Genomic DNA, 25,411 nt, shown 5'->3' on the forward strand with positions numbered 1-25,411 from the left:
TGTGCAACTCTGGGTTGGCCTCGGCAATCCCGGATCGCAATATGCGCTCCACCGCCACAATGTCGGCTTCATGGCGCTGGACGTCATCGCCGCAGACTACGGCTTTTCGCCGTGGAAGAAGCAGTTTCAGGGCCTCGTTTCCGAAGGCCGCATCGGCCCGCACAAGGTGCTGCTGCTCAAACCCCAGACATTCATGAACCAGAGCGGGCGCGCCATTCGCGCCGCCTGTGATTTCTACAAGCTCGGTGTCGAGGACGTCACCGTCTTCCACGACGAGCTCGATCTTGCGCCGATGAAGATGAAGGTGAAGCGCGGCGGCGGCACTGCCGGCCATAACGGCCTGCGCTCCACTGACGCGCATCTGGGCAAGGAGTTTCGCCGCGTGCGCATCGGCATCGGCCATCCCGGCGACAAGGACCGCGTGACCGGCCATGTGCTCGGCAATTATGCAAAGATCGAGATCGATCCGCTGGCCGACCTGCTCGGCGCCATGTCGCGCGAGGCGGAATGGCTGGCTGCGGGCGACGATGTGCGCTTCATGAACGAGGTCGCGCGCCGCCTGCAGGACTGACAGCGGGCGCGGGCGCCATTACCGGCTGCCGCCATTCTGCGCCTGCGCGGCGCGATAGGCCGCGAGACGGGCACGCCAGGGCGCCAGTGTCTGTTGCGGCACGTCCGGCCGGGCCATGGCCGGTTTTCCCGCCCGCAGCCGCGCCCGATCGGCGTCGGGCGGCTCGACCCGGCGCACCCGCACCTGCACCGTGCCCTGCTGCCTGATCCCGAGCAGTTCCGCTGCGCCTTGCGACAGGTCGATGATCCGGTTGCGCGCGAACGGCCCGCGATCATTGACGCGCACCAGGATCGTCCGGCCCGTGTCCAGCGCGGTTACCTCTACATAGCTGGGCAGCGGCAAGGTGGTGTGCGCAGCGGAGATGCCGTGCTTCACAAAGCGCTCGCCATTGGCGGTCTGGTTGCCGGATTCGCTGCCATACCAGCTCGCATCGCCCAGCATGTCCAGCGTGCGATCATCGGCGGGCGTGTAGGTGACGCCGCGCACCACATAAGGCGGGCCGATGCGCTCCGGCGTATCGCTGACCGGTCGGAACTTGGTGCTGCTGGTGCAACCGGCGAGGGCCGGCACGACAAGCAACGCGAGCCAGAGAGAGCGCCCCGGCAGGGCGCGCGGCATGGAAGAGCGGATCGCAAGCATCGGCTTACCCCTAACCCACTGCGCCGCCACGGTGAAGAGATGAGTCGCGTGCTGGGCGGCGGGCACAAGCTGGCTGCTTTCGCGCAACGTCGGCTATCCGGCATTACCGTCGCGACGCCGCCAGTTCGGATACGACGACTTAGCGGTCGTCCCAGCTGTCATTTTGCATGGTGATCGATAGCTCTAACGATGTCTTGCTATCAGCAAAGAAGCGCGAACCATCTTCGAACTCGATGAGCACTTCGCTCTCTCTATGGCGAATGACACGCTTAACGATCTTCCCGCGCAACATCTCAGTTGCTCTTGTTGTTTCGTCGTCCAACGTCATGCCGACACGCTACCAACTGCGATGACCGCTTTCCACGCCCAAATTGCCGTTCGCCGATCCTTCATCAACCCTTCAAATCGGTCATGGCGTTATCCGCCCATTTGCTACGAAAGCTGCCATTCCGAACGCGAAGGCGAAGCGGGCATCAAAACTGACGGGATAGCGAGCCTGCCGAACGGACATTCATCTTTGAGCTATGATCGTATAAATTGGCCGGATGCGCTCGCCATACTTAAAATTATTCCACTTCAAAGTGGACCGCTTGAAACCCAGGATGCCGAGATACTCCTGAACCAATAGAGGCGGAAGCCTGAACCATCCGTCGCTTATTCCTGCCGGATCAGCACTTTTCGGCATAAAGCGTGGGTTCTTCTTAAACTTGCTTGCGACACGACCGTATGGGGATAGGTCTGAGACGATAATCGTCTCCTTAGTCAATCGCGCCGCATTCTCCAATGCGAGGAAGGGATCGCGAAGGTGTAGCAAAATACTGCCGAAAACGGCCACATCTACAGGGCCGATTGATCGGGGTATGTCATACACCACACCGTTCACCATGCGCGCTTTCGAGCCAAAGGCCTTATGACATAACCAGTAGCCGTTATTGATCTTTCGCAGATGAGATCGTCGCTCGCTTCGGGCGGCTTCGTTGTCATTTTCAGCGAAGGGCACGATGTCCCAATCGAAGGTTTCCGAAAGATCGAACGAGACAACGTCGGCGCCTTGTTTTTCTATGTGAAAACTTAAAATACCGGATGCTGCGCCGACATCGAGTACGCGCTTGCCCTTGAAGTCAAAGTGGCCGAGGTACTTGTCTACCGAACCTCTAAGGTCCCATTCGCCTTGGATAGTGCCGTGACCGGGAACATCCATAGTATGATAAAAGTAGCACTCGTCAGCGGACGATATGACCCGGGGTGCGGTATACGGCGATTGCGCCGTGCGCTCAACATTCAAGCCGGCTTCTTCAAGCATATTCACCACTCAGTCGCTGTCGTTCGGCGGCTGCCTAGCAAGGGAGGGGCGTATTGCCTACAGTCATTTTGACTCGGCGCTGGTGGTCGCCGGATAGCTCCGGTTGCTTGAATGTGCGCGACCGCATCCCACGCTAAATCAGCTGTACAGACCTGCCTGCACGCTTTTTGAGACTGGACGTCACCTGTCCCTGACTTTGTCCACGCCACTCAGCGTTTCGGCATTCCCGCGCACTCGGAAATCGAGCTGGGGCGTTGGTCCCGAATGTAAGCGTGGGCCTGGATTCCCGCGTGCGCGGGAATGACCAAGTTTGGGCCCTCTAAGCTGTCGGCGCCCCTTTCAGCCCCATCTCTCACCTCCCTAAGTCACAGAACTGACTTGCAATCTTCATCCCCGTGCCATCGCCTCGCAATCATCATGTCATGCACCTCTGCGATCAGGCCCCGCCTGAGCGGCGAATGCACCTTCCGCGAGCCGTGGCGGAACCAAATCAGGGGAAATCATGTCACATCTTACCGACGAAGCCCGCGCGCCCTACCGGACCGCGATGTCTAACGAGGCCAATCCCAACAGTCTGGAAGCGATTGTCGAGGCCAATCCTTCGCGCCGCACGATCATCAAGAACGGGCTGTTCGGCCTGTCGATCTTCCCGGTCGCGGCGATGCTCTCGGCCTGCGGGGAGGACAAGGATGGGATGGTGACCATTCCCAATCCCACGCCGACACCCAGCCCGACGCCGACCCCCACGCCCACGCCGGCGGTCAGCTACGCCATCGAGTTCACGTCGGTGGCCGCCAACCAGGACGACAAGGTCACCGTGCCGGCCGGCTATGACGTGAAGGTCCTGCTGAAGGCAGGCGATGCCATCGAGACCGGCGTGACCGGCTATGCCGGCAGCTTCCCGACGCCTGCCACGGCCGAGAAGTGGGCCGGCGGCAACCATGACGGCATGGAATATTTCGAGCTGTCGGGCGTCGATCCCAACAAGGGCGGCCTGCTGGCGATCAACTTTGAATATCCCGATTTCAACATTCTGATGAACGGCAATTACGATGCCGCCACCGCCACCGCCGACCAGAAGGCGCTCGCCCTCTCGGCTGTGGGCATCGGGGTGGTGGAAGTCGCCAAGGGCAGCGATGGCAACTGGGCGGTGAAGGCCGGCTCGCAATATAACAAGCGCTATACCGGCAACTCCAATTATCGCGCAGGGGGCCCGGCCGCCGGTCTCCTGTCCGGCACGATCAAGGGCATGCTCAACAATTGTTCGAGCGGTCGCACGCCGTGGGGCACCTACCTCACCTGCGAGGAAACGACGGACAATTATCTCGACCCCACGCGCCCCGAGCGGGATTATGGTTGGGTGGTCGAGATCGACCCGCTGCAGGAGCTGGCTCCGGCGACCAAGCGGACCGCCATGGGCCGGTTCAGCCATGAGAATGTCGCTCACCTCACCAACAGCGATCGCCGCGTGGCCTTCTACATGGGCGACGATTCGACGCCGGGCTGCATCTACAAGTTCGTGCCGGATCAGGCCTACAGCACCACCAACCGGGCGGCGAACAGCAACCTGCTCGACTATGGCACGCTCTATGTCGCCAAGTTCAATGCGGACGGCTCGGGCGAGTGGAAAGCGCTGGTGCAGGGCCAGAACGGCCTTGTCGCCAATGCGTCCGATCCAGGCGATGTCAGCCAGTTCACGACGGCCCCTGCGCCGACGCCGGTGAGCTTCAACAGTCAGGCCGACGTGCTGATCAATTGCGCCTCGGCCGCGCGGGTTGCCGGTGGTACCGTGATGGATCGGCCGGAGTGGATCACGGTCTCGCCCGATGGCAAGGCGATCTTCGTGACGCTGACCAACAACAGCGGCCGCAAGGTGACGGATGCGGCGAACCCGCGCGTCACCAACCGCCACGGCCATATCCTCAAGTTCCGCGAGAGTGGCGATTCTCCGCTGGCGACCGGCTTCACCTGGGATCTGTTCCTGCTGGCCGGCGACCCCGGTTATGCAGCCGGCGGCACCAATCTGGTCGGCAATATCAATGGCGACACCTTCTCCAGCCCCGATGGCATCCGCATCGATCCGCAGGGGCGCCTGTGGGTGCAGACAGACCATAGCGTGCCGGGCACATCGGGCGCGAGCGGCGTCACCATCGAGCAGGTCGTGGGCCACAATGCGATGTTCTACATCGACCAGACCAGCAAGAAGAGCAAACGCTTCCTCGTCGGCCCGACGGGCTGCGAGATTACCGGCCTGGCATATACGCCGGATCTCAAGACCTTCTTCGTGAACATCCAGCACCCGACCGGCAACTGGCCGATCGCCGGCGAGCAGCCCCGCTCCTCGACCGTCGTCATCACCCGGACGGACGGCAAGCCTGTCGGCGCCTGACCGGTTCACGGTCCGACCATGCATCGCCGCCGCGCCCACCCCGGCGCGGCGGTTTTCTTGTTGGGCGCTACGGTCGAGACGGCTGGCCATGGCAGCGACAGGGCGCTAAGGGGCCAGATCACGTGCTTCCAGATCGAACGGACAGATTTCCATGGGTTTCAAATGCGGGATCGTCGGCCTGCCCAATGTCGGCAAGTCGACTCTCTTCAATGCGCTGACCGAGACGCAGGCCGCGCAGGCTGCCAATTATCCCTTCTGCACCATCGAGCCGAATGTCGGCCAGGTCTCGGTGCCGGATGTGCGGCTTGACAAGCTCGCGGCCATTGCCGGCAGCCAGAAGATCATCCCGACCCAGCTGGCCTTTGTGGATATCGCGGGCCTGGTGCGCGGGGCCTCCAAGGGCGAGGGCCTGGGCAACCAGTTCCTCGGCAACATCCGCGAAGTGGACGCCATCGTGCATGTGCTGCGCTGCTTCGAGAATGACGACATCCAGCATGTCGACAATCGCGTCGATCCCATTGCCGATGCCGAGACGGTCGAGACCGAGCTGATGCTCTCCGACCTTGAAAGCCTCGAGAAGCGCGTTCCGGCCTTCGCCAAGAAGGCGACCGGCGGCGACAAGGAAGCCAAGATCGCCGCCGCCGTGCTCGGCCGCGCGCTCGATCTGCTGCGCGAGGGCAAGCCCGCGCGGCTCGTCGAGATCAATGACGAGGAGGAAGCGCGCATCTTCCAGCAGGCGCAGCTACTGACCTCCAAGCCCGTGCTCTATGTGTGCAATGTCGAGGAAGAGAGCGCAGCGGAAGGCAATGCCTTCAGCGCCCGCGTGTTCGAGAAGGCCAAGGCCGAGGGCGCGCAGGCCGTGGTGGTCTCCGCCGCGATCGAAGCCGATCTCGTCACGATGCCGATCGAGGATCGCGCCGAGTTTCTGGAGGCCATGGGTCTGGAGGAAGCGGGGCTCGCCCGCGTGATCCGCGCCGGCTACGATCTGCTGCACCTCATCACCTTCTTCACCGTCGGTCCCAAGGAAGCGCGTGCCTGGACGGTCCATCGCGGCGCCAGCGCACCGGAAGCAGCGGGCGAAATCCACAGCGATTTCCAGAAGGGCTTCATCCGCGCCGAAACCGTCGCCTTTGATGATTTCATCGCGCTTGGCGGCGAGGCGAAGGCGCGGGAGAACGGCAAGCTGCGCGCCGAGGGCAAGGCCTATGTGGTGCAGGACGGCGACGTGATGCACTTCCTTCACAGCTAGATCGGTGCGATAACCCCGCCATCATGTCGTTCCCCCGTCGACTCCTCTGCGCACTGCTGACGCTGCTGCTGGCCTTGCCGGCGATGCAGGCCAGCGCATGCGCGCCGGGGAGCGAGGGGACGGGCGTCGCGCACCATGCGAGCGCCGAGATTGCCGGGCTGCATGGCGATCACGCTGCCCATAGCGGCCATGCGCCGTCTGTGCCGGATGGCTCCAAACCGGCGGTGGCGCATCATGATTGCATCGGCTGCGTCGCCCCGATCGACAGCCGGAGCTACCGCCCGGTCGATCGACTGTCCTTGCTGCCGGGCAAGGCGAACTGGTCCCCCAACCCTGCCCGCCTGACCGACTGGCTGGGCTCGCCCGATACGCCCCCTCCCCGACAGGTCCTCTGAACGCTTTTCCCAAACAGCTTCAGACAGGACTTTTTTATCATGAGTTTTCGATTGAATGTGGCTGCGAGCCTGCTCGCGGCAGCCTCGCCCGTTGCCCTCTTCGCGCAGGCGCCGATGGCCGGCCATGACCATGCAGGACACCAGAGCGCCAGCCCGGAGACACCGCCTGCCGAAAATGCCGGCGAGACGATGGACCATTCGACCATGGATCATGGCGCGATGGATCATGCCAGCATGGATTCTGGCATGGATCACGCCCAGCACAATGGCGAAACACCCGCCTCGGCGCCGAACCACGTCCACCCCACCGACACCGCCCTCCCTTATGTCGATGGCTCCGGCACGGCGCGGCTCCCGGCCGCACAAGGCCCGATGAGCGGCCTTCATGCGATGAGCGGCGACTGGATGTTGATGGCGCACGGCAACGTCCAGCTCAATTACACCGATCACAAGGGGCCGCGCGGCGACGATCTGGTCTACGCCACCTCCATGCTGATGCTGGCGGCGGAGCGGGATTTGGGCGGTGCGCGGCTTGCGCTCCGCTCGATGCTGAGCCTTGAGCCGACCATGTCAGCGCGGGGCTACCCCAATCTCTTTGCCACGGGCGAGACGGCGGGTGGCGCTGCGCTGGTCGACCGCCAGCATCCGCACGATCTCTTCATGGAGCTGGCCGCGCGGCTGGACGTGGACATCGCGCCCGGCGCGAGCGTCTTCCTCTATGGCGGACCGGTCGGCGAGCCGGCGCTGGGGCCATCGGCCTTCATGCACCGGGCGAGCGCGCATTATAATCCCGAGCCGCCGATCACGCACCACTGGTTCGATTCCACCCATATCACTTATGGCGTGGTGACTGCGGGCGTCGCCTTGCCGCAATGGCAGCTCGAAGGCTCGGCCTTCCGGGGGCGTGAGCCGGATGAGGAGCGCTGGGGCATCGAGACGCCCAAGCTCGATAGCTGGTCGGTGCGGCTGAGCTGGACGCCCACGCCAAACTGGGCCGCGCAGGTCAGCCATGGCTTCCTCAAAAATCCCGAGACGCTTCATGGCGACCAGAACGAGCATCGTACCACGGCGAGCGTCCATTATGCGGACGGCGCCCTCTCGGCGACCGCGGCCTTCTCCGCCAAGAATCGCGACCCTGGCGATACGCTGACCGCCTGGCTCGGCGAGATCAATTACGATCTGACGCCGCGCCACAGCCTGTTCGGCCGGGTCGAGAATGTCGCCAATGATGAGCTGATCCCCGATCATGACGATCCGCTCCACGACGTGCCGTTCCGCGTCACCAAGATGCAGGCCGGCTATGCGTGGAATACGCCGATCGGCGATGGCCCGGTCCACCTTGCGCTTGGCGGTAGCGTCAATCTCTACGCCAAGCCTGCCGCACTGGATGCGGTCTATGGGGATAATCCCTGGGGCTACACGCTGTTCGCGCGACTGTCGTTGGGGCGCTGACATCAGCTCCCCTCCTCTTGAGAGGAGGGGCCGGGGGTGGTGGCGATGCGCGAGCATCGCACAGTCAGTGATGCGCCGCGAGGTTGCTGCACCACCCCAACCCCTCCTCTCAAGAGGGGATTATATACATAACAAAGCAATATGAAGCCGCTAGAGGGTCTGGCGACAGGCCGGAACAAGAGATTGAAATTACCCCTCAGATGGTTGTTGCTGGCGTGCAAGCTCTATTAGATTCAGATAGCGCCTCTCTAGCCTATCAGGCAGAGGCGGCATTTCGAGCGATGATAGAGGCAAGTGATCTGGAATTTGCCAAACCGCTGCCACCAAATCGCTGATATATTTTTTCAATGCGTCGAGCTGGTTGAGAAATTGATCTAGATCCGATTGCGAGATTTCGCCCTGTGCGCGTCGAAGAGCGCCGCCTTTGGCTGTCGTGGTCTGCGTCATAGCGACCGCCGATCCGTCCTCTTTCCAGCCTATCATTAGTGGGTCATGGGCAAAGTCATTTCGGTAGACCCTATTTGCGTCGAACAATTTTGCGCAGTGCTTCAGATGGGCTTTCATAGGTTCATCAAAGGCATCCGCCATCGCGGTGAGAGATTCCACGATTTCCACGTTTTGCAAGTGAGCAATAAGAACGTCTGTCTTGAAGCCTGGCCTTACTGGATCAACGATCCCGAAAAGCAAGAGCCGCATTGTGGCTTCGGTGGAATTCCACAAAATCAGCATGTGGCCCAAGGTCATGCAGAAGGCTTCTCCTTCGGGCTTCAAGGGACTATAAGAAAGGGGCATGGACAACACCGATCAACGGCAAGAGGATGACGTGCTTCGGCGGATGCTGAGCACACCTCCTAAGCCGCATAAACCGCTGAAAGAGTCGAGTCCGAAAGAGAAGCGTCCTAAGACTTCTTCGTCCAGCGCTGATTTTTCGGCGGCGTCCCAGCCTTAGGCTGCGGCGAGGTCGTTTCGCGGGCGATGTTGGCGCGCAGGATCGGCGTGATTTCTGCAGTGGTCACCTGGAGAGGAGGGACTAATTGAGCTGTCAGGCGTGGCCGATCCAGCCCCGCCATGTGAAGGCGGCGTAGAACAGCGCCATGTCCGCAAAGCCGCCGGCTCTCAAAATGGCTTCGTCTTCTTCAGGCGAGAGGCAGTGGAGGCTGGCGGCGACGGCGGCGCGGGCCTTGGCGGTGTCGGCCGGGTCCGCGCCCATCGCCTTGGGGTAAGCGGCATAGCGGTCCAGCCAGACATTGCGGGTCTCCGCGTCCTGCGGGAAGCTGCTATGGGCCGCGACGAAGGGTGCGCCTGGGCGCAGGCGGCGGTGGATTTGCTGCACGGTGCGCGTCCGCTCGGTGGGATCGAGAAAATGCAGGGTCAGGAGGCAGACCGCCGCATCGAATGGCCCGTCCGGCGCATCATCGATCAGCCCGTGCACCAGCTCGACGCACTCCATCAGCGGACCGAGCTGCCGTTCAGCCAGTTTCAGCATTTCACCGGCCGGGTCCACGCCCACGAATCGCCAATCTGGTTGTACCTCCGCGAGCGCCTTCAATTCCATGCCGCCGCCCGCGCCGAGCACGAGCACCCGCGCATCCGATGGGGCGTGCTCGTCAAGCAGCAGTCCGGTCATCCGGTGCAGCGCATCCAGCCCCGGCACGAAGCGGCGCGGGCCGTCCCAATAGCGCGCCGTGGCTGCCGGATCATCGAAGGCCTTGATGAACATGCCCGGGTCCACCGTCTCGTCCGGTGCGGTGTCGTGCGTGGTCATGGATTTTCGATCCTGTGTTGGGCGCCGTAATCGGACGGCAAGAGACGGTGGAAGCCGGCGCTGAGACTGGCGAGCGTGACGGTGGCGTAGGAGTCGAGTAACAATGCCTCGGCCTGCCGCAGCGGTGCATCGAGCGCGGCGTTGACGGCCCGCTCGACCGCGCAGCCGGGGTTGTCGCTGCGATTGCCGATGGCGAAGAGCGGCGGTGCCCCGATGGCCCGATAGATATCGAGCAGCGTGACGGCCGCCGGATCGCAGGCGATGGACCAGCCCCCGCCATGGCCCTTTTCCGAGCGCACATAACCGGAGTCCCGCAAGCCGGCCATGACCCGGCGGATCACCACCGGGTTGGTCTGCATGATCCTGGCCAGCATCTCCGATGTAACCGGACGCTGCTGCTCGGCCATGTGGAGGAGGACGTGCAGCACGCCGGATAATTTGCTGCTGTTGCGACTCATGCAATATATCATGTTACATATTCGCGCCCTGTTCAAGCCAAATGAGCCCCGCTTGCCCTTCTTGCCCTCGCCGCTTAGGCAAACAGCCATCCGATCCCTGAACCGAAGGCACAGACATGGACTATTATTGGGAAGACCTCGAGCTTGGCCTCACCGAGCATTTCGGCCCGTTCGAAGTGGATCGCGATGAAGTGATCGCCTTTGCCGAGCGCTATGATCCGCAGCCCTTCCACCTTGATGAGGAAGCGGCGGCCAAGACGCATTTCGGTCGGCTCGCGGCGAGCGGCTGGCAGACCTGCGCGATGATGATGGGCGCCATGGTGCGGGCGCGGCAGAATAGCGGCGGGTGGCAGGCCAATGCCCTGGGCGCGATGGGTCTGGACGAACTGCGCTGGCGCCGCCCGGTCTTCCCGGGCGACGTGCTGCGCGGATCGAGCGAACTGGTCGAGAAGCTGGAATCGCGCAGCCGGCCGGAGACGGGCATCCTCAAATGGCGCACGCGCCTGCTCAATCAGGACGATCAGGAAGTGCTCAGCCTTGTCTCCGTCGTGCTCCATCGTCGCCGCCCGCAGGCCTGATGCGACAAATGCTGCACAAGATGTATTGATCTCTCAACATCCTTGCTGCACCCTGCGCGCGTCGGCCATGGGGGCGGCAAGGAGAGGATCATGAAGGATGACAAGGCTGTGCCGGTAGCGCTCGCACCATCACGGCGCACGTTCATCGCCGGGGCGGCAGCACTCGGCATCGGCAGCACCAGCGCGCTTGCAAGAGCCGCAACGCAGGAGGGCACCGTGCCGTCGCAGCCCTGGTTCGAGGCGTATCTGGCCGCGTTCAACCGCGCCGACGAAGCGGTATTTAGCGCTTATTATGCCGATGACGTGCAGTTCTTCGGCCAGGCCGCGCAGGTGACCGGCCGGCAGGCGGTGCTCGATTTCTATCGCGGCGTGCGCAAGCATCTGCATGAGAAGGTCGATCTGCTGACCTATGTGGGCGATCCCTCCGGCGCGCATATCCTCGCGGTGCTCCGCACGACGCTGGTGGCGCACACCGACTGGCCGGACATGCCGACCGGCGCGCTCAAGGCGGGCGACACGCGCTCGAGCGTCAACTTCGTCATGTACGACATCAAGGATGGCCTGTTTACGCGGGTCCGCTCGGCCCGGTTCAGTCCGCAGAAGGGGCGCAGCGCATGACACAGGAAGATCGCTTCCGGGCCTATATCGCCTCGTTCAACGCGCAGGATTGGCCTGCGCTGGTGAAGAATTACGCGCCTGACGTGCATCTGGTCATCGGCAATGGCACGGAGCTGGTCGGGCACGATGCCATCGTCGCCTTCTACAAGAAGGTGAACCAGCAGACGCGGCGCATCATTCAGGTTCGCAATGTCTTCACCGATGGCAAGCGGCTGGTCGCCGAGCTGGAATCGGAGTTTCTGGCCACTGTCGATGCGCCCGATTTCACCTCCGGCCCACTCAAGAAGGGCGACCGCATCCACATCAACAGTTTCGCGCTGTATGAATATGTGGGCGACGTCTTCACCAACATCCGCTCGGCGGTGTTCCGGCGGGAATTCATCCCGGCCGGCAAGAGCGAATAAGCAGCGCGAACAAGCCGCGCCGGCTCAATGCCGGCCGAACAGCTTCTCGATGTCGCCATGCGCCAGCTTGATCCAGGTCGGCCGGCCATGGTTGCATTGCCCGCTATGGGGCGTGACCTCCATCTCGCGAAGCAGCGCGTTCATTTCCGCCACGGAGAGCACCCTCCCTGCCCGCACCGAGCCGTGGCAAGCCATGGTCGCGGCGACGAGATCGAGCCGGGCCTTGAGCGAGGCGGCATCGCCAAGCGCGGCCAGATCGTCGGCGAGATCGCGAACGAGGCCGGGCACGTCGCTGGTGCCCAGCAGGGCCGGTGCGGCGCGGACGAGGATCGCCGCCGGGCCGAAGCGCTCGACCTCCAGACCGAGTTCGGCCAGCTCGGCGGCGCGCGATTCGATCCGGTCGCAGGCCGGCTCATCCAGCTCGACCACTTCCGGCAACAGCAGCGCCTGCCGCGCGACGGCGCCGTCTACGAGAGCCCGCCGCATCCGCTCCAACACGAGGCGCTCGTGCGCGGCATGCTGATCGACCAGCACCAGCCCATCCTCGGCTTCGGCGACGATATAGGTTCGCGCCACCTGCCCGCGCGCCACGCCCAACGGAAACTCGCGATGCTCGGTCGGCGGCTGCGCGACCGGCGCTTCCGCCCGGCCAGACGGCGCAAAACCGGTGAAACGGGCCTGCCGGTCTCCGAACAGGGGCACGCCGCCATAAGCGCCCCCGGGTGAAGGCGCTGGCCAGGGTGTCGCAGCCTCGGGTGGCTGTGCGGGCGCCTCTTCGCGCTGCCACAGATCGGCAGCGCTGGCCTCGGGCCGGTTGGCGACGCGCATGCCGGCATCGTCGAGCGCGCGGCGCAGGCCGCTGACGATCATCCCGCGCATGAAGGCGGGATCGCGGAAGCGCACTTCGGTCTTGGCGGGGTGCACGTTCACGTCCACGTCCGGCATCGGCACATTGAGGAACAAGGCCAGCACCGGATGCCGGTCCCGCGCAATGAAATCGGCATAGGCGCCGCGCACCGCGCCGACCAGCAGACGATCCCGCACCGGGCGGCCGTTGACGAAGAGATATTGATGATCGGCCGAGCCGCGATGATAGGTCGGCAGCGAGGCGACGCCGCTGATCGTTACGGCCTCCCGCTCCAGCGAGACAATGACGTGATTGTCCGCCAACTCGCGATCGATGAGCTGGGCCACGCGGTCCTCTCTCGTCTGCCCGCCCGGTAGCGAGAACACGCGGCGCCCGTCATGCTCCAGCACGAAGGCGACATCGTTGCGCGCCATGGCGAGGCGCCGGACGATGTCGAGGCAGGCGGCATATTCTGACCGGGCCGAGCGCAGGAACTTGCGGCGCGCCGGAACGCGCTCGAACAGCCCATCCATCTCCACGCGCGTGCCGGGCGCCATCGCGCAGGGGGCGGCGGTGGCCAGCACGCCATTGTCGCACACCAGGCGCCATCCATCCGCATCGCGCTGACGGCTGGCGATGCTGAGCCGCGAGACGCTGCCGATCGAGGGCAGCGCCTCACCCCGAAAACCGAGCGTCCTGACCGCCTCGATGGCCTCGTCAGGCAGCTTGGATGTCGCGTGGCGCTCCAGCGCAAGCGGCAGATCGTCGCGGCTGATGCCATGGCCATCATCGGTGACGCTCAGGCCGCCGAGGCCGCCCTGCTGCAGCGAGATCGCAACGGAGCGGGCCTGCGCATCCAGCGCGTTTTCCAGCAACTCCTTGAGCGCGCTCGCAGGGCGCTCGACCACCTCTCCGGCGGCAATTCGATTAACAAGGGACTCGGGGAGGCGGCGTATTGACATTGGATTGCGACTAGACCAAGCGAGCCTCCTACGCGAGCGAAAGCCACCCGTTTTTCCGGTGGCTGGAGTCGGCAGGGCGGGCATTCCCCGGAGCATCTGAAAGCCGCGTCCTCACCGGCGCGACCGGCATGAACAGGACAGTCAATGGCGTTCTTCTCCAATTGGTTCAAGTTCACTTCCAGGGACATGGCGATCGACCTCGGCACGGCCAACACGGTGGTCTATGTGCGCGGTCACGGCATTGTCCTCAATGAACCATCCGTGGTTGCGGTGGAGACGATCAACGGCGTGAAGCGCGTCAAGGCCGTGGGCGAAGACGCCAAGCTGATGATGGGTAAGACGCCGGAATCCATCGAGGCCATCCGCCCGCTGCGCGACGGCGTGATCGCCGACATCGACATTGCCGAGCAGATGATCAAATGGTTCATCAGCAAGGTCCATGGCCATCGCCGCTTCCCCCGCTTTCCCGAGATCGTGATCTGCGTGCCGTCCGGCTCGACCAGCGTCGAGCGCCGCGCGATCCGTGATGCCGCCAGCAACGCCGGCGCGAGCCAGGTCTTCCTGATCGAGGAACCGATGGCCGCTGCGATCGGTGCCGACATGCCGGTCACCGAGCCCATCGGCTCGATGGTGGTCGACATTGGCGGCGGCACCACCGAGGTCGCCGTGCTCTCGCTGCGCGGCCTTGCCTATACCACCAGCGTGCGCGTGGGCGGCGACAAGATGGACGAAGCCATCGTCTCCTATGTCCGTCGCCACCACAATCTGCTGATCGGCGAAGCCACGGCCGAGCGGATCAAGAAGGAATATGGCATCGCCCAGAAGCCGGCCGACGGCGTGGGCGCGACGATCCACATCAAGGGCCGCGACCTCGTGAACGGCGTGCCCAAGGAAATCGCGATCAATCAGGGCCAAATCGCCGATGCGCTGGCCGAGCCCATTGGCACCATCGTGGAAGGCGTGCGCATCGCGCTTGAAAACACCGCGCCGGAGCTGGCCGCCGATATTGTCGATCAGGGCATCGTCCTCACCGGCGGCGGCGCCCTGCTCAAGGGGCTGGACGAGGAACTGCGCGACGAGACCGGGCTTCCCGTCACCGTTGCGGAAGACCCGCTGACCTGCGTCGCCATCGGCACGGGGCGCGCGATGGAGGACCCGGTCTTCCGCGGCGTGCTCCAGACCGCCTAAGCCCGAGGTTGTTCGCATGGCGCCACCCGGCAACAGGCGCCCCGGCTTCAACCGGAAAGCGCAATATGGACTGTTCGCCAGCTATGTGATCGCGCTGCTCGGCGCGGTCACTGGCCTGCTGATGCTGATCGTCTCCATTGCCGATCCCGCTGGCTTTGCTGGCCTGCGGTCGGCGGCGGCGGAAGTCACGCGCCCCATCTCCAGCAATCTGCGCTCGGTCGTCGTCGGCGTCGGCAATATCGAGGAAGAGTTTGCCGCCTATATCAACGCCGGCTCGCAGAATGCCGCCCTGCGCCGGCAGGTGGAAGCGAACCGCACGCGCCTCATCGAGGCCGAAGCGATCCGCCAGGAGAATATCCGGCTGCGCGACCTGCTCAAGCTGACCGAAACCGATCAGGGCGTGGTCGCTGCCGGCCATCTGATTTCCTCCACACCGGCCAGTGCCGCCCGCCTGGCGCGTCTCGACATGGGCCGCAGCGAGGGCGTGAGCGCGGGCATGCCGGTGCGCGCGCCGGAGGGCCTGGTTGGCCGCGTGTTGCGTGCCGGACCGAACACCGCCGACGTGCTGCTGCTCATCGATGAAGGCAATATCGTGCCGGTGCGGCGCACGAGCGACAATATTCCGGGCATCAGCTCCGGTCGGGGTGACGGCACGGTCGAGATCCGCGCGCTCAATGCAGAGCGCAATCCCTTCAAGCCCGGCGACGTGCTGGTCACGTCCGGTATTGGCGGCCTATACCGCTCCAACATCCCTGTAGCGATCGTCGCGCGGCGCGAAGGCGAGAAGGCCATCGCCATTCCGCTCGCCAATCCCTCGCGCGTGGAGTTGGTGGTCGTGCAGGCTCCGTTCCGCCCGGAAGAAGCCGAGCGTGCCGGCAATGCCGCGCAGCCGCCCGCCGCGCCATGAACAGCCGCTACAGCAACCGGATCGGCCGCAAGCGGACCTGGCTGCACCTGCGCGGCGTGCCGGTCGCGTCCGTCATTCTGGGCTCGATGCTGGCGCCGCTCATGCCGGTCATCGCGCAGACCCCCCTGCTCCCGCCGTTCGGCCTGATGATGCTGATCGCCTGGCGGGTGCTGCGTCCGGACATCTGGCCGCTGTGGATCGGCGTGCCGCTGGGGCTGGTCGATGATCTGATGAACGGGCAGCCGGTCGGCAGCGCGGTATTTCTGTGGACGATCCTGCTGCTCGCTTTCGACTTTGAGGGGCAGCGGAACCTGTGGCGCGATTACTGGCATGGCTGGCTACTCGGCTCGCTGGCAATCGGCTTTGCGCTGGCCGGTGGCTGGCTTGCCGTACATCTCTCCGGCCATGGCGGGGAAATCATTCAAATCCTCCCGCAGTTCCTCTATAGTGTCGCCTTGTTCCCCTTCATCGTGCGCATCTGTGCCGCGTTGGACAAATGGCGGCTTCCGTGATTTCCTTCCGCAAGATCCTGTTCCCCAACAAAGTCGTCACCCCCGCCAGCCAGGCCTACAGCTTCAACCGCCGCACCTTCGTGCTCGGTGGGGCGCAACTGGCGGTGGGCGGTCTGCTGGTGGGGCGCATGGGGTGGATCGCGATTGCGGAAAATGAGAAGTACCAGCTCCTCTCCGACAGCAACCGCATCAACCTGACCATCACCCCGCCCCGGCGGGGCTGGATTCTGGATCGGCGCGGGCAGGCGCTGGCCTCGAACCGTACCAATTTCCGTGTCGACATCATCCCGGATCGCTTGCGGGACCGGGAGCGGGTGGTGCGCGAGCTGGCTACGCTGCTGGCGCTGACGCCCAATGATGTGGACCGGATCAACGAGCATCTCGACCGCGCGGCGGGCTATCAGCCCGTGCAGGTGGCCGATGACCTGAGCTACGAGCAATATGCGGCGCTCTCCGTCCGCCTGCCCGATTTTCCCGGCGTCGTGCCCTCGCAAGGCTTTTCGCGTTATTATCCTGCTGGGCCGCCAGTCGGCCATCTACTCGGTTATGTCGGCACGCCGTCAGCCGAGGAATATAATGCATCGCGCGACCCCTTGCTGATTACGCCGGGCTTCAAGCTCGGCAAGCAGGGGCTGGAGAAGTCGCTCAATTCGGTTCTCACCGGCAAGCCCGGCGCCCGCCGCGTGGAAGTGACGGCGCGCGGGGCGATGGTGCGCGACCTCGAAACCCGGCCCGATACGCCGGGCCGCTCGATCAAGCTGACCATCGATGCTGGCCTGCAGGAATTCGCCGGCCGGCGGTTGGGCACGCAGAGCGGCGCCGTGGTGATCATGGATTGCCAAACCGGGGACATTCTCTGCTCGACCTCGATGCCGAGCTTCGACCCCAACAGCTTCTCCGAGGGCATTTCGCATCACGAATGGCAGATGCTCTCGCAAGACGACCATGTGCCGCTGCGCAACAAGACACTGGGCGGGCTGTATCCGCCCGGGTCGACAGTGAAGCCGATGATCGCCCTCTCCTTCCTCGAAGCCGGGTTGCCAGCGGATGCGACGGTGAACTGCACCGGGGCGCTGCGGGTGGGCAATCGCCTGTTCCACTGCCATGCGCGCCGCGGCCACGGCACGACGAACATGCACCGCGCCATCGAGCAGAGCTGCAACATCTATTTCTATTACTTTGCCCAGAAGATCGGCATGGACGCCATCGCCATGATGGCGCGGCGGCTGGGCCTCGGCCAGCGCTTCGACCTGCCCTTCCCCAACCAGAGCTACGGCACCGTGCCGGACCCGGCCTGGAAGATGAAGAAGTACAACCAGCCCTGGCAGACCTATGACACGGTCAACGCGACCATCGGCCAGGGCTATATGCTGGTGAACCCGACACAGATGTGCGTGATGGCCGCGCGCCTCGCCACCGGGCTTGATCTCGATCCGCATTTCATCGTCGACGGCAAGCGCCATCAGGGCGAGCCGCTGGGCGTGTCGCTCGAGCATCTTACGGTCATCCGCAATGCCATGAAGGATGTGGTCAACGGCGGCGGCACCGGCCGTGCAGCGCGGCTGGACGTTCCTGGCGTAATGCTCGCCGCCAAGACCGGCACGGCGCAGGTCGGCGCGATCAGCACCCGCGGGCAGCGCGCGGCAAGCCAGCCTTTCCGCCTGCGCGATCACGCCCTGTTCCAGGGCTTCGCGCCGCATGACAATCCGCGCTACGCCATCGCCACGATCATCGAACATGGCGGCCACATGGACCGGGTGCAGGATGCGCCGATGATTTCGGGCGATTGCATCACCTATCTCTACGATCCCGCCAAGGCGATGGAGAAGCTGCAGCGCTTCGAAGCGACCTGGGGCGGCACGCCGCAGATGCGCATGGAGCGCCAGCTCAACGCCTTCCGTATTGCGCGCGGCCTTGAGTCTGCGCCCCTCATGCCCGAGCCCGGCAATGCGGCCTCCCCGACTCCCGCCACCCCGGCGCAGACCGGGAGCGAAGACGGCGCCAATACGAGCGAGGATGGCGACATCGATGCCCCCGTCGGCCCCGGCACCCGCGACACCGATTGAGCCGCATGCGGTTTCCTCGCAAAGCAGCATCTTTTTTTGCCATGCCTCGGATTTTTTGTTGGCATCCTGAAAACACCATGTTAACGGCCCACCTCCCGACGGGATGTTGATCAAACGATCAACGAGCCGCCGAAGTGGACGCATAGCTCAGTTGGTAGAGCAGCTGACTCTTAATCAGCGGGTCCTTGGTTCGAGCCCAAGTGCGTCCACCATTTTTCTCCTAAATTTCAATCTCTAGAGCGAAGCGAGACATTGCTTCCACATTAGATTCCAAGCGTCCGGCGGCGGCCCCGTTCGTCGTCTGAAAATAGCATCGGGTTTTCCCGTTCGATATTGCGCGAGCCAGTCCTATCGGCTATTCCCGATGAATGGACACCGATAACGCCCTCGGCATTCTAGCGGCCCTCTCCCACCCGACCCGCCTGTCGACCTTCCATCTCCTCGTGCGGCATGAGCCGGAGGGTCTTTCGACGGGTCAGCTTGTCGCGGCGAGCGGGCTGACGCAGAGCACCTTCTCGACCCATCTGGCGGTCATGGCGAAGGCCGGGCTGGTGATCTCGGAAAAGCGGGGACGCCAGCAGATCCAGCGCGCCAGTATCGCAGCTTTGCGCGATCTGATGCTCTTTCTTGCCAAGGATTGCTGCCAGGGCCGCGCAGATCTGTGCGAGCCGCTGCTTGCCGAACTCTCCTGCTGCTGAAGGACGGGATCATGTCCACCATCGTCATCTATCATAATCCCGATTGCGGAACCTCGCGCAACACGCTGGCGCTCATCCGCAATTCCGGGGTCGAGCCGCATGTCATCGAATATCTGAAATGCCCGCCGACGCGAGCGCTGCTCGCCCAGATGATCGCGCGGGCCGGGCTGACGCCGCGCGCACTGCTGCGGGAAAAGGGCACGCCGTTTGCCGAACTCGGGCTGGGCGATGAGAGCCTGAGCGATGACGCGCTGCTCGATGCGATGATGGCGCACCCGATCCTCATCAATCGCCCGCTCGTGGTGACGCCGCTGGGCGTGCGGCTTTGTCGCCCGTCCGAGCTTGTCCTCGATATCCTGCCCGATGCGCAGCGCGGCGCCTTCACCAAGGAGGATGGCGAGCCGGTCGTCGATGCCGCCGGACAGCGGGTGAGCTGATGGGCACGTTCGAGCGCTATCTCTCGCTCTGGGTGGCCCTGTGCATCGTCGTCGGCATTCTGCTTGGGCAGGCCGTGCCCGGTGTCTTCGCCGCGATCGCATCGGCCGAAGTGGCGCAAGTGAACCTCATCGTCGCCGCGCTGATCTGGCTGATGATCGTGCCCATGCTGCTGAAGATCGACTTCAGCGCGCTTGGATCGGTGCGCCAGCATTGGCGCGGCGTGGGCGTGACCCTGTTCGTCAATTGGGCAGTGAAGCCCTTCTCGATGGCGGCGCTGGGCACAGTTTTTCTCGCCTGGCTGTTCGCACCGCTGCTGCCGGCCGGCGAGATCCAGTCCTATATTGCCGGCCTGATCCTACTCGCCGCTGCGCCCTGCACCGCCATGGTCTTCGTATGGTCGAACCTGTGCGAGGGCGATCCCACCTACACGCTCAGCCAGGTCGCCCTCAATGATGTGCTGATGGTGTTCCTGTTCGCGCCGCTGGTCACGCTGTTGCTGGGCGTCGCCTCCGTCACGGTGCCCTGGGAGACGCTGCTGCTCTCGGTCGGGCTCTACATTGTCGTGCCGGTCATCGCGGCACAGGCGCTGCGCCGCATGGTGCTCGCCTCAGGCGGTCAGGCCGCGCTTGACCGGCTGTTGGCTGGCCTTGGCCCGATCTCGCTGCTGGCGCTGTTGACCACGCTGGTGCTGCTCTTCGGCTTTCAGGGCGAGCAGATCGTGGCGCGGCCGCTGGTCATTGCTCTGATCGCCGTGCCGATCCTCATTCAGGTCTACCTCAATGCGGGCATCGCATATTGGCTGTCGCGCCGGCTTGGCGTGGCCTGGTGCGTCGCCGCGCCGGCTGCGCTAATCGGCGCCTCCAACTTCTTCGAGCTTGCGGTCGCCGCCGCCATCTCGCTGTTCGGTCTGCAATCGGGAGCGGCGCTGGCGACAGTCGTCGGCGTGCTGGTCGAAGTGCCGGTCATGCTCTCCGTGGTCGCCATCGTGAAGCGCAGCCGGCCCTGGTATGAAAGGAACCTCGTTTCGTGAGCCGTGTGCGCATCCTGCCCGATCCTGATCTTCTTCCCGCACTCGACCGTGCCTATGCGATATCCAGGCCCACCCTCGGGATTGGCGAGGATCAGCCGCCGCCGCGCATCCTGCTGCTCTACGGGTCGCTCCGGGAGCGGTCCTTCTCGCGCCTTGCGGTCGAGGAAGCCGCGCGCCTGCTGCGGTTCTTCGGCGCGGAGCCCCGCATCTTCGATCCCTCGGACCTGCCCCTGCCCGATCAGGTGCCCGGCGACGATCACCCGGCCGTGCACGAGTTGCGCGCGCTGTCGCTGTGGTCGGAGGGACAGGTCTGGTGCAGCCCGGAGCGGCATGGGCAGATCACCGGCATCATGAAAGCGCAGATCGATCATCTGCCGCTGGAAATGAAAGGCCTGCGCCCGACACAGGGCCGGACGCTCGCGGTCATGCAGGTGTCGGGCGGATCGCAGTCCTTCAACGCGGTCAACACGCTCCGCCTGCTTGGCCGCTGGATGCGGATGTTCACCATCCCCAATCAGTCATCGGTGGCCATGGCCTATAAGGAGTTCGATGAGGCCGGCCGCATGAAGCCCTCCAGCTATTATGACCGCATCGTCGATGTGATGGAGGAACTGGTCCGGATCACCGTGCTCATGCGACCGCATGCGGCGCAACTGGTCGATCGCTATTCCGAACGCAAAGCGCGGGGAATCAGCGTGGATCCTTCCGCTGACCGCGCCGCGGCTGCGCTGACGGATGGGCGATGAGCGCCCATAGGGCGGTCAGGACTATGCGGCCGATCCCAAGGCGATGCCAAGCGGTGGTTCTTGCTGATACCCAACAGTCCCTTGCCCGACCGCGTTCTGCCGTGTAGCAGGCGGGCAATCGCAAGGACCCGGTGAAATCCCGGGTGGCTATTCCGGCCGCCGATCCGCCGGACAACATCACACATGCAACCTTCTCTGCGCCCAATGTGCGCCATGTGCCTTGTTGTGGAATCCGCATGACCTCTCATCTGACATCTTACCGCCGCCAGTGGTTCACTGACGGACCGACTGCCCGTCGCGACATCTTGGCGGGCGTCGTTGTCGCTCTCGCCCTCATCCCGGAAGCGATCGGCTTCTCGATCATCGCCGGCGTCGATCCGCGCGTTGGCCTTTATGCATCCGTCGCGATTGCCATGACCATCGCCCTGATCGGCGGCCGCCCGGGCATGATCTCTGCGGCCACGGCGGCTGTCGCCGTCCTCGTCGTGCCGCTCGTCCGCGAGCATGGGGTCGACTATCTCTTTGCGGCGACCATCCTGATGGGCCTTATCCAGATGATCGCCGGACTGCTGCGCCTCGATCTGGTGATGCAGTTCGTGTCCCGTTCGGTCATCACGGGCTTCGTCAACGCGCTGGCGATCCTCATCTTCATGGCTCAATTGCCCCAGCTGACCAATGTCGGGTGGCAGACATATGCCATGGTCGCCGGCGGCCTGGTCATCATCTATGGCTTTCCGCGGATCACGAAGGCCATCCCCTCGCCGCTCGTCGCCATCCTCGTGCTCAGCGCAATCAGCATCAGCATGGGCCTGCCCGTCAACACGGTAGGCGACATGGGCAAGCTGCCCGAGGGACTGCCCAGCCTGGCGCTGCCCAACGTGCCCTTGACCCTCGATACCCTGCGGATCATCCTACCCTATTCCCTGACGATGGCGGCGGTCGGCCTGCTGGAATCCCTGCTTACCGCGCAGATCGTCGACGACATGACCGATACGGACAGTAACAAGCGGGTCGAATGCGCCGGCCAGGGCGGCTCCAACATCGTCGCCGCGCTGTTTGGCGGCATGGGCGGGTGCGCGATGATCGGCCAGTCGGTGATCAACGTCACGTCGGGCGGCCGTGGACGCCTCTCGACCTTCGTCGCCGGTGCCTTCCTCCTCTTCCTTCTGGCCGTGCTGGGGCCGTTCGTAGGCCGGGTGCCGATGCCGGCGCTGGTCGCGGTGATGATCATGGTTTCGATTGGTACGTTCAGCTGGAACTCCATCCCCAATCTGCGCCGCCATCCTGCAACCTCGTCAGTGGTGATGCTGACCACGGTCATCGTGGTTGTCGCCACGCATGATCTCTCGCTTGGCGTGCTGGCCGGGGTGCTGCTCTCCGGCATCTTCTTCGCCGGTAAGGTCCAGCGCATGTTCGCCGTCGAGCGTGACGAAACTGCGGACGGCGCGCTGGCCACCTATCGGGTGACCGGCGAGATTTTCTTCGCGTCGGTCGACCGCTTCACCCGCGCGTTCCAATCGGAAGGCACGGCGACGCGCGTCGTCATCGACGTGACCGGCGCACATTTCTGGGACATCTCGGCCGTCGGCGCGCTCGACAAGATCGTCGCGCGCCTCCGCCGCGATGGGCGCGAGGTCGAGGTCGTGGGCTACAACCGCGCCAGCGCCGACATTGTCGACCGCTTTGCGCTGCACGACAAAACCGGCGTAGAAATGGGGCTCGCGCCGCACTGATCGAAGTTGCGGCGAATGAAGGGCTTGGGCGTCAGGTGATAGACCTGGCGTCCGCCCCGCCCAACGCCCGATCCAGCAGTTCAACGATGTGCAGTACGGGAATGTCCGTGGCGCTGCCGATCTGCATCGCGCAGCCGATATTGCCCGTGGCGATGACATCGGGCTGCAAGGCTCGCAGAGTGGCGACCTTGCGATCACGCAGTTGTGCAGAGATTTCCGGCTGCAGGATATTGTAGGTGCCGGCAGAGCCGCAGCACAAATGGGGCTCGGCGGGGGTCGCGACCTCATAACCAGCACGCTCCAGCAGCGCGCGCGGCTCGTGGTCGACCGACTGCCCGTGCAGGAGCGAACAGGCCGATTGATAGGCGACGCGGATGCCCTGCGGACGTCCCCGCGGAAGCGCGATTTTCGCGAGAAACTCGCTGATATCGCAGGCCAGCGCCGATAGGCGGGCGGCCCTCTCCGCATAAAGCGGGTCGTCGCGCAGCATGAAGCCATAATCCTTGATCGTCGTGCCGCAGCCCGAGGCGGTGATGATGATGGCTTTCAGGCCGGCGTCCATATGCGGGGTCCAGGCATCGACATTCCGACGCGCGGCGTTCAGGCTCTCGGCGTCCTGCCCCATGTGCCGGACCAGTGCGCCGCAGCAGACCTCGCCATTGGCGAACAGGACCTCATAGCCGGCGCGCGAAAGCAATCGGTGCGTGGCAGCGCGGATGTTGGGCTTCAGGGCCGGCTCTGCACAGCCTTGCAGAAGAATGACCCGGCCCAGATTGCCGATGGCGGGTGGCGGCACCCCAGCAGCCGTTGGGCGTTCGGACGGCGCCAGTCGCAACATCGCGGCCAGAGGGCGCGTGGCTGACCAGCGCGCCAGCAGCGGTGCGAAGGGGCGACCCAACGGCGCGAGGCGCAGCGCCAGGGCAAGGCGCCGCGGGTGCGGCAAGACCGCGCCCAGCAGCCGCCGCATCAGCCGCTCGTGCCAGGGGCGCCTGTAATGCGTCGCGATCCAGCTGCGCGCATGATCGACAAGGTGCATGTAGTTCACGCCCGAGGGGCAGGTCGTCATGCAGGAGAGGCAGGACAGGCAGCGATCGATATGGCGCACGGTCTCGCCGGAGGGCACGCGCTCGTTCTGGAGCATATCCTGCATCATGTAGATGCGCCCGCGCGGCGAATCCCGCTCGTCGCCGAGCAGCACATAGGTCGGGCATGTCGCGGTGCAGAAACCGCAATGGACGCATTTGCGGATCGCGCGCTCACTGGCTGCCATCGCAGGATCGGCCAGCTGCTCGGCCGTGAAATCAGTGCGCATGGGCGACTCCAAAGCGATCGGGTGAGAGAATGCCCAGCGGATCAAACGCCGCCCGCACCCGCGCCGAGAGTGTGGCAACGCCGGGCTCTTCGACATGGAGGGCCGGCATGCTGGCGCGCAGCGCGGCCGGCGCGCGGATCAGCGTCGCGTGCCCACCCGTCTGCGCGACGACCTGGCGCACGCGGTTATGATCGGCATCTTCCGGCAAGCTCAGCCAGATCAGGCCCCCGGCCCAGTCATAGCAGCGTCGCGCGCCCAGATGCTGGAGTGCCCGGAAGACCTCAGGCCCACGGGAAGGCGCAGTGCTGATCCGCCACAATATGGCCTCGTCCTGCAGGGTGCCGCCGCCCCTCACCGCCGCCCACAAAGGCTCGTCGGCGCCGTCTGCAAGCAGATCCGCCTGCCCGAGCAGCGCCCGCAACATGTCGCTGCGCGCTGCCACCGATGGCGCAAAGCCTTCGACGCGCAGCAGCGTGATCCCCGCTTCGGGCAGATGCGCGGCGCAGGCGACCTCGGCCGGGGAGCCCATGGCGCGGGCCATTGCGGCGATGGCCGCTTCGTCGTCCAGTCCGCGCAACAGCAGCGTCGCGCATGTCTGCGGGCGGGGCATGACCTTCACAGTGAGGCTGGTGAGCGCAGCCAGCCTGCCCCAGCTGCCAGTCATCAGCTTGGGCAGGTCGTAGCCAGTGACATTCTTCATCACCTTGCCGCCACCGATAAAGGCCTCGCCACGGCCCGAGACGGCCTCGAAGCCCAGCATGTGATCGCGCGCAGCGCCGGCCGAGAGACGGCGCGAGCCGGAGACGCCGGCCGCGACGATACCCCCGATGGTCGAAGCGCCGGATGGGCGAGCAAAGACTGGGCCGTAATCGAACGGGTCGAACGCCAGCATCTGGCCGTGCACTGCCAAAATGTGCTCGATCTCGGATACGCGCGTGCCAGCCCCCACCGTGAGCACAAGTTCGGCGGGATCATAATCGATGATCCCTGCAAAACCCGACATATCCACGATCAACGCCTGCCGGTCCGGCTGCCCGATATCCGCCTTTGTCCCACCGCCGCGCAGTTCCGTCGGCATGCCGTCGTGACCCGCATCGCTGATGACCGCGCAAAGCTCAGCGATGTCGGTCGGCCTGATCATGTGGCTCTTC

The 25,411-nt window shown here is 64.4% G+C and carries 26 protein-coding genes, 1 tRNA gene and 1 other annotated feature; of the genes, 18 read left to right on the plus strand and 9 right to left on the minus strand.

Going from position 1 to position 25,411, the window contains the following annotated elements; translation table 11 throughout:
• Window position 1: 1 nt before the first annotated feature.
• Window positions 2-571 carry an aminoacyl-tRNA hydrolase gene (pth, locus tag M2343_RS05075; RefSeq protein ID WP_264575830.1) on the plus strand — a complete coding sequence of 190 codons (570 nt, stop codon included), beginning with the start codon at window positions 2-4 and terminating at the stop codon, window positions 569-571.
• Window positions 572-589: 18 nt separating this feature from the next.
• Here the strand turns inward: pth and M2343_RS05080 are convergent, their stop codons facing one another.
• From M2343_RS05080 to M2343_RS05090, 3 genes are all read right to left on the minus strand, one after another.
• A complete protein-coding gene (locus M2343_RS05080) occupies window positions 590-1,189 on the minus strand; it encodes a septal ring lytic transglycosylase RlpA family protein (RefSeq protein WP_264577495.1) in 600 nt (199 codons plus the stop codon).
• 160 nt (window positions 1,190-1,349) lie between these two features.
• Complete coding sequence (locus M2343_RS05085) at window positions 1,350-1,538, minus strand: hypothetical protein (protein WP_264575831.1); 189 nt, start codon at window positions 1,536-1,538, stop codon at window positions 1,350-1,352.
• A gap of 183 nt (window positions 1,539-1,721) precedes the next feature.
• Complete coding sequence (locus tag M2343_RS05090; RefSeq protein ID WP_264575832.1) at window positions 1,722-2,513, minus strand: class I SAM-dependent methyltransferase; 792 nt, start codon at window positions 2,511-2,513, stop codon at window positions 1,722-1,724.
• A gap of 502 nt (window positions 2,514-3,015) precedes the next feature.
• Here M2343_RS05090 and M2343_RS05095 point away from each other — a divergent pair.
• The 4 genes from M2343_RS05095 to M2343_RS05110 all read left to right on the plus strand — a co-directional run bounded on the left by M2343_RS05095 (window position 3,016) and on the right by M2343_RS05110 (window position 7,998).
• The gene (locus tag M2343_RS05095) at window positions 3,016-4,902 is read left to right on the plus strand and encodes a PhoX family protein (RefSeq protein WP_264575833.1); all 1,887 of its coding nucleotides are present in this window, start codon (window positions 3,016-3,018) and stop codon (window positions 4,900-4,902) included.
• Between the two features lie 151 nt (window positions 4,903-5,053).
• Complete coding sequence (ychF, locus tag M2343_RS05100; RefSeq protein ID WP_264575834.1) at window positions 5,054-6,151, plus strand: redox-regulated ATPase YchF; 1,098 nt, start codon at window positions 5,054-5,056, stop codon at window positions 6,149-6,151.
• Between the two features lie 23 nt (window positions 6,152-6,174).
• Window positions 6,175-6,546: a hypothetical protein gene (locus tag M2343_RS05105; RefSeq protein ID WP_264575835.1), complete on the plus strand. Its 372-nt coding sequence runs from the start codon at window positions 6,175-6,177 to the stop codon at window positions 6,544-6,546.
• 39 nt (window positions 6,547-6,585) lie between these two features.
• Complete coding sequence (locus tag M2343_RS05110; protein WP_264575836.1) at window positions 6,586-7,998, plus strand: hypothetical protein; 1,413 nt, start codon at window positions 6,586-6,588, stop codon at window positions 7,996-7,998.
• Window positions 7,999-8,187: 189 nt separating this feature from the next.
• Here the strand turns inward: M2343_RS05110 and M2343_RS05115 are convergent, their stop codons facing one another.
• The 3 genes from M2343_RS05115 to M2343_RS05125 form a co-directional block, all read right to left on the minus strand.
• Window positions 8,188-8,742 carry a hypothetical protein gene (locus M2343_RS05115; protein ID WP_264575837.1) on the minus strand — a complete coding sequence of 185 codons (555 nt, stop codon included), beginning with the start codon at window positions 8,740-8,742 and terminating at the stop codon, window positions 8,188-8,190.
• A 298-nt stretch (window positions 8,743-9,040) separates the two neighbouring features.
• Entirely contained in the window at window positions 9,041-9,763 is a 723-nt protein-coding gene (locus M2343_RS05120; protein WP_264575838.1) for a class I SAM-dependent methyltransferase, read from the minus strand.
• Window positions 9,760-10,221 (minus strand): Rrf2 family transcriptional regulator, encoded by a 462-nt coding sequence (locus tag M2343_RS05125; RefSeq protein ID WP_181559598.1) that lies wholly within the window; start codon window positions 10,219-10,221, stop codon window positions 9,760-9,762. Before M2343_RS05125 ends, M2343_RS05120 begins: the two co-directional genes overlap by 4 nt.
• Before the next feature lie 116 nt (window positions 10,222-10,337).
• Here M2343_RS05125 and M2343_RS05130 point away from each other — a divergent pair, with 116 nt between their 5' ends.
• From M2343_RS05130 to M2343_RS05140, 3 genes are all read left to right on the plus strand, one after another.
• Window positions 10,338-10,799, plus strand: coding sequence for a MaoC family dehydratase (locus tag M2343_RS05130; protein ID WP_264575839.1), 462 nt, complete (start codon window positions 10,338-10,340; stop codon window positions 10,797-10,799).
• A gap of 90 nt (window positions 10,800-10,889) precedes the next feature.
• Window positions 10,890-11,417, plus strand: a complete 528-nt coding sequence (locus tag M2343_RS05135; protein WP_264575840.1) for a nuclear transport factor 2 family protein — start codon at window positions 10,890-10,892, stop codon at window positions 11,415-11,417.
• On the plus strand, window positions 11,414-11,821 hold the full coding sequence (locus M2343_RS05140; protein ID WP_264575841.1) for a nuclear transport factor 2 family protein: 408 nt from the start codon (window positions 11,414-11,416) through the stop codon (window positions 11,819-11,821). The genes M2343_RS05135 and M2343_RS05140 overlap by 4 nt, the downstream gene beginning before the upstream one ends.
• Before the next feature lie 24 nt (window positions 11,822-11,845).
• Here the strand turns inward: M2343_RS05140 and mutL are convergent, their stop codons facing one another.
• The gene (gene mutL, locus M2343_RS05145; RefSeq protein ID WP_264575842.1) at window positions 11,846-13,630 is read right to left on the minus strand and encodes a DNA mismatch repair endonuclease MutL; all 1,785 of its coding nucleotides are present in this window, start codon (window positions 13,628-13,630) and stop codon (window positions 11,846-11,848) included.
• Window positions 13,631-13,774: 144 nt separating this feature from the next.
• Between mutL and M2343_RS05150 the strand changes: the two genes are divergently transcribed.
• The 10 genes from M2343_RS05150 (at window position 13,775) to M2343_RS05195 (ending at window position 22,948) form a co-directional block, all read left to right on the plus strand.
• Complete coding sequence (locus tag M2343_RS05150; protein WP_181559593.1) at window positions 13,775-14,818, plus strand: rod shape-determining protein; 1,044 nt, start codon at window positions 13,775-13,777, stop codon at window positions 14,816-14,818.
• A 16-nt stretch (window positions 14,819-14,834) separates the two neighbouring features.
• Window positions 14,835-15,725, plus strand: coding sequence for a rod shape-determining protein MreC (gene mreC, locus M2343_RS05155; protein ID WP_181559592.1), 891 nt, complete (start codon window positions 14,835-14,837; stop codon window positions 15,723-15,725).
• A complete protein-coding gene (locus M2343_RS05160) occupies window positions 15,722-16,237 on the plus strand; it encodes a rod shape-determining protein MreD (protein WP_264570233.1) in 516 nt (171 codons plus the stop codon). Before mreC ends, M2343_RS05160 begins: the two co-directional genes overlap by 4 nt.
• The gene (mrdA, locus tag M2343_RS05165) at window positions 16,222-18,303 is read left to right on the plus strand and encodes a penicillin-binding protein 2 (RefSeq protein ID WP_264575843.1); all 2,082 of its coding nucleotides are present in this window, start codon (window positions 16,222-16,224) and stop codon (window positions 18,301-18,303) included. The genes M2343_RS05160 and mrdA overlap by 16 nt, the downstream gene beginning before the upstream one ends.
• Window positions 18,304-18,439: 136 nt before the next feature.
• Window positions 18,440-18,515: transfer RNA gene (locus M2343_RS05170), tRNA-Lys, on the plus strand.
• Window positions 18,516-18,671: 156 nt separating this feature from the next.
• Window positions 18,672-19,001 carry an ArsR/SmtB family transcription factor gene (locus M2343_RS05175; protein ID WP_264575844.1) on the plus strand — a complete coding sequence of 110 codons (330 nt, stop codon included), beginning with the start codon at window positions 18,672-18,674 and terminating at the stop codon, window positions 18,999-19,001.
• Between the two features lie 11 nt (window positions 19,002-19,012).
• A complete protein-coding gene (gene arsC, locus M2343_RS05180; protein WP_264575845.1) occupies window positions 19,013-19,438 on the plus strand; it encodes an arsenate reductase (glutaredoxin) in 426 nt (141 codons plus the stop codon).
• Window positions 19,438-20,469, plus strand: coding sequence for an ACR3 family arsenite efflux transporter (arsB, locus tag M2343_RS05185; RefSeq protein ID WP_264575846.1), 1,032 nt, complete (start codon window positions 19,438-19,440; stop codon window positions 20,467-20,469). Before arsC ends, arsB begins: the two co-directional genes overlap by 1 nt.
• Window positions 20,466-21,215, plus strand: coding sequence for an arsenical resistance protein ArsH (arsH, locus tag M2343_RS05190; protein WP_319799387.1), 750 nt, complete (start codon window positions 20,466-20,468; stop codon window positions 21,213-21,215). Before arsB ends, arsH begins: the two co-directional genes overlap by 4 nt.
• A 121-nt stretch (window positions 21,216-21,336) precedes the next feature.
• Window positions 21,337-21,392: a sequence feature (sul1 is cis-regulatory element that is thought to sense ions involved in sulfur or methionine metabolism; They are found in Alphaproteobacteria), on the plus strand.
• A 59-nt stretch (window positions 21,393-21,451) separates the two neighbouring features.
• A complete protein-coding gene (locus M2343_RS05195) occupies window positions 21,452-22,948 on the plus strand; it encodes a SulP family inorganic anion transporter (RefSeq protein WP_264575847.1) in 1,497 nt (498 codons plus the stop codon).
• 31 nt (window positions 22,949-22,979) lie between these two features.
• Here M2343_RS05195 and glcF read toward each other — a convergent pair whose 3' ends face one another.
• Window positions 22,980-24,260 (minus strand): glycolate oxidase subunit GlcF, encoded by a 1,281-nt coding sequence (gene glcF, locus M2343_RS05200; RefSeq protein WP_264575848.1) that lies wholly within the window; start codon window positions 24,258-24,260, stop codon window positions 22,980-22,982.
• Window positions 24,250-25,401 carry an FAD-binding protein gene (locus tag M2343_RS05205; protein ID WP_264575849.1) on the minus strand — a complete coding sequence of 384 codons (1,152 nt, stop codon included), beginning with the start codon at window positions 25,399-25,401 and terminating at the stop codon, window positions 24,250-24,252. The genes glcF and M2343_RS05205 overlap by 11 nt, the downstream gene beginning before the upstream one ends.
• Window positions 25,402-25,411: the final 10 nt, after the last annotated feature.

The sequence above is a fragment of the Sphingobium sp. B8D3B genome (assembly GCF_025961875.1).
Classification (GTDB): Bacteria; Pseudomonadota; Alphaproteobacteria; order Sphingomonadales; family Sphingomonadaceae; genus Sphingobium.

Coding starts and splice junctions, on each gene's coding strand:
- M2343_RS05080 (WP_264577495.1), bottom strand. CDS start 1,189: ATGCCGCGCGCCCTGCCGGGGCGCTCTCTCTGGCTCGCGTTGCTTGTC.
- M2343_RS05085 (WP_264575831.1), bottom strand. CDS start 1,538: ATGACGTTGGACGACGAAACAACAAGAGCAACTGAGATGTTGCGCGGG.
- M2343_RS05090 (WP_264575832.1), bottom strand. CDS start 2,513: ATGCTTGAAGAAGCCGGCTTGAATGTTGAGCGCACGGCGCAATCGCCG.
- M2343_RS05095 (WP_264575833.1), top strand. CDS start 3,016: ATGTCACATCTTACCGACGAAGCCCGCGCGCCCTACCGGACCGCGATG.
- ychF (WP_264575834.1), top strand. CDS start 5,054: ATGGGTTTCAAATGCGGGATCGTCGGCCTGCCCAATGTCGGCAAGTCG.
- M2343_RS05105 (WP_264575835.1), top strand. CDS start 6,175: ATGTCGTTCCCCCGTCGACTCCTCTGCGCACTGCTGACGCTGCTGCTG.
- M2343_RS05110 (WP_264575836.1), top strand. CDS start 6,586: ATGAGTTTTCGATTGAATGTGGCTGCGAGCCTGCTCGCGGCAGCCTCG.
- M2343_RS05115 (WP_264575837.1), bottom strand. CDS start 8,742: ATGACCTTGGGCCACATGCTGATTTTGTGGAATTCCACCGAAGCCACA.
- M2343_RS05120 (WP_264575838.1), bottom strand. CDS start 9,763: ATGACCACGCACGACACCGCACCGGACGAGACGGTGGACCCGGGCATG.
- M2343_RS05125 (WP_181559598.1), bottom strand. CDS start 10,221: ATGAGTCGCAACAGCAGCAAATTATCCGGCGTGCTGCACGTCCTCCTC.
- M2343_RS05130 (WP_264575839.1), top strand. CDS start 10,338: ATGGACTATTATTGGGAAGACCTCGAGCTTGGCCTCACCGAGCATTTC.
- M2343_RS05135 (WP_264575840.1), top strand. CDS start 10,890: ATGAAGGATGACAAGGCTGTGCCGGTAGCGCTCGCACCATCACGGCGC.
- M2343_RS05140 (WP_264575841.1), top strand. CDS start 11,414: ATGACACAGGAAGATCGCTTCCGGGCCTATATCGCCTCGTTCAACGCG.
- mutL (WP_264575842.1), bottom strand. CDS start 13,630: ATGTCAATACGCCGCCTCCCCGAGTCCCTTGTTAATCGAATTGCCGCC.
- M2343_RS05150 (WP_181559593.1), top strand. CDS start 13,775: ATGGCGTTCTTCTCCAATTGGTTCAAGTTCACTTCCAGGGACATGGCG.
- mreC (WP_181559592.1), top strand. CDS start 14,835: ATGGCGCCACCCGGCAACAGGCGCCCCGGCTTCAACCGGAAAGCGCAA.
- M2343_RS05160 (WP_264570233.1), top strand. CDS start 15,722: ATGAACAGCCGCTACAGCAACCGGATCGGCCGCAAGCGGACCTGGCTG.
- mrdA (WP_264575843.1), top strand. CDS start 16,222: ATGGCGGCTTCCGTGATTTCCTTCCGCAAGATCCTGTTCCCCAACAAA.
- M2343_RS05175 (WP_264575844.1), top strand. CDS start 18,672: ATGGACACCGATAACGCCCTCGGCATTCTAGCGGCCCTCTCCCACCCG.
- arsC (WP_264575845.1), top strand. CDS start 19,013: ATGTCCACCATCGTCATCTATCATAATCCCGATTGCGGAACCTCGCGC.
- arsB (WP_264575846.1), top strand. CDS start 19,438: ATGGGCACGTTCGAGCGCTATCTCTCGCTCTGGGTGGCCCTGTGCATC.
- M2343_RS05195 (WP_264575847.1), top strand. CDS start 21,452: ATGACCTCTCATCTGACATCTTACCGCCGCCAGTGGTTCACTGACGGA.
- glcF (WP_264575848.1), bottom strand. CDS start 24,260: ATGCGCACTGATTTCACGGCCGAGCAGCTGGCCGATCCTGCGATGGCA.
- M2343_RS05205 (WP_264575849.1), bottom strand. CDS start 25,401: ATGATCAGGCCGACCGACATCGCTGAGCTTTGCGCGGTCATCAGCGAT.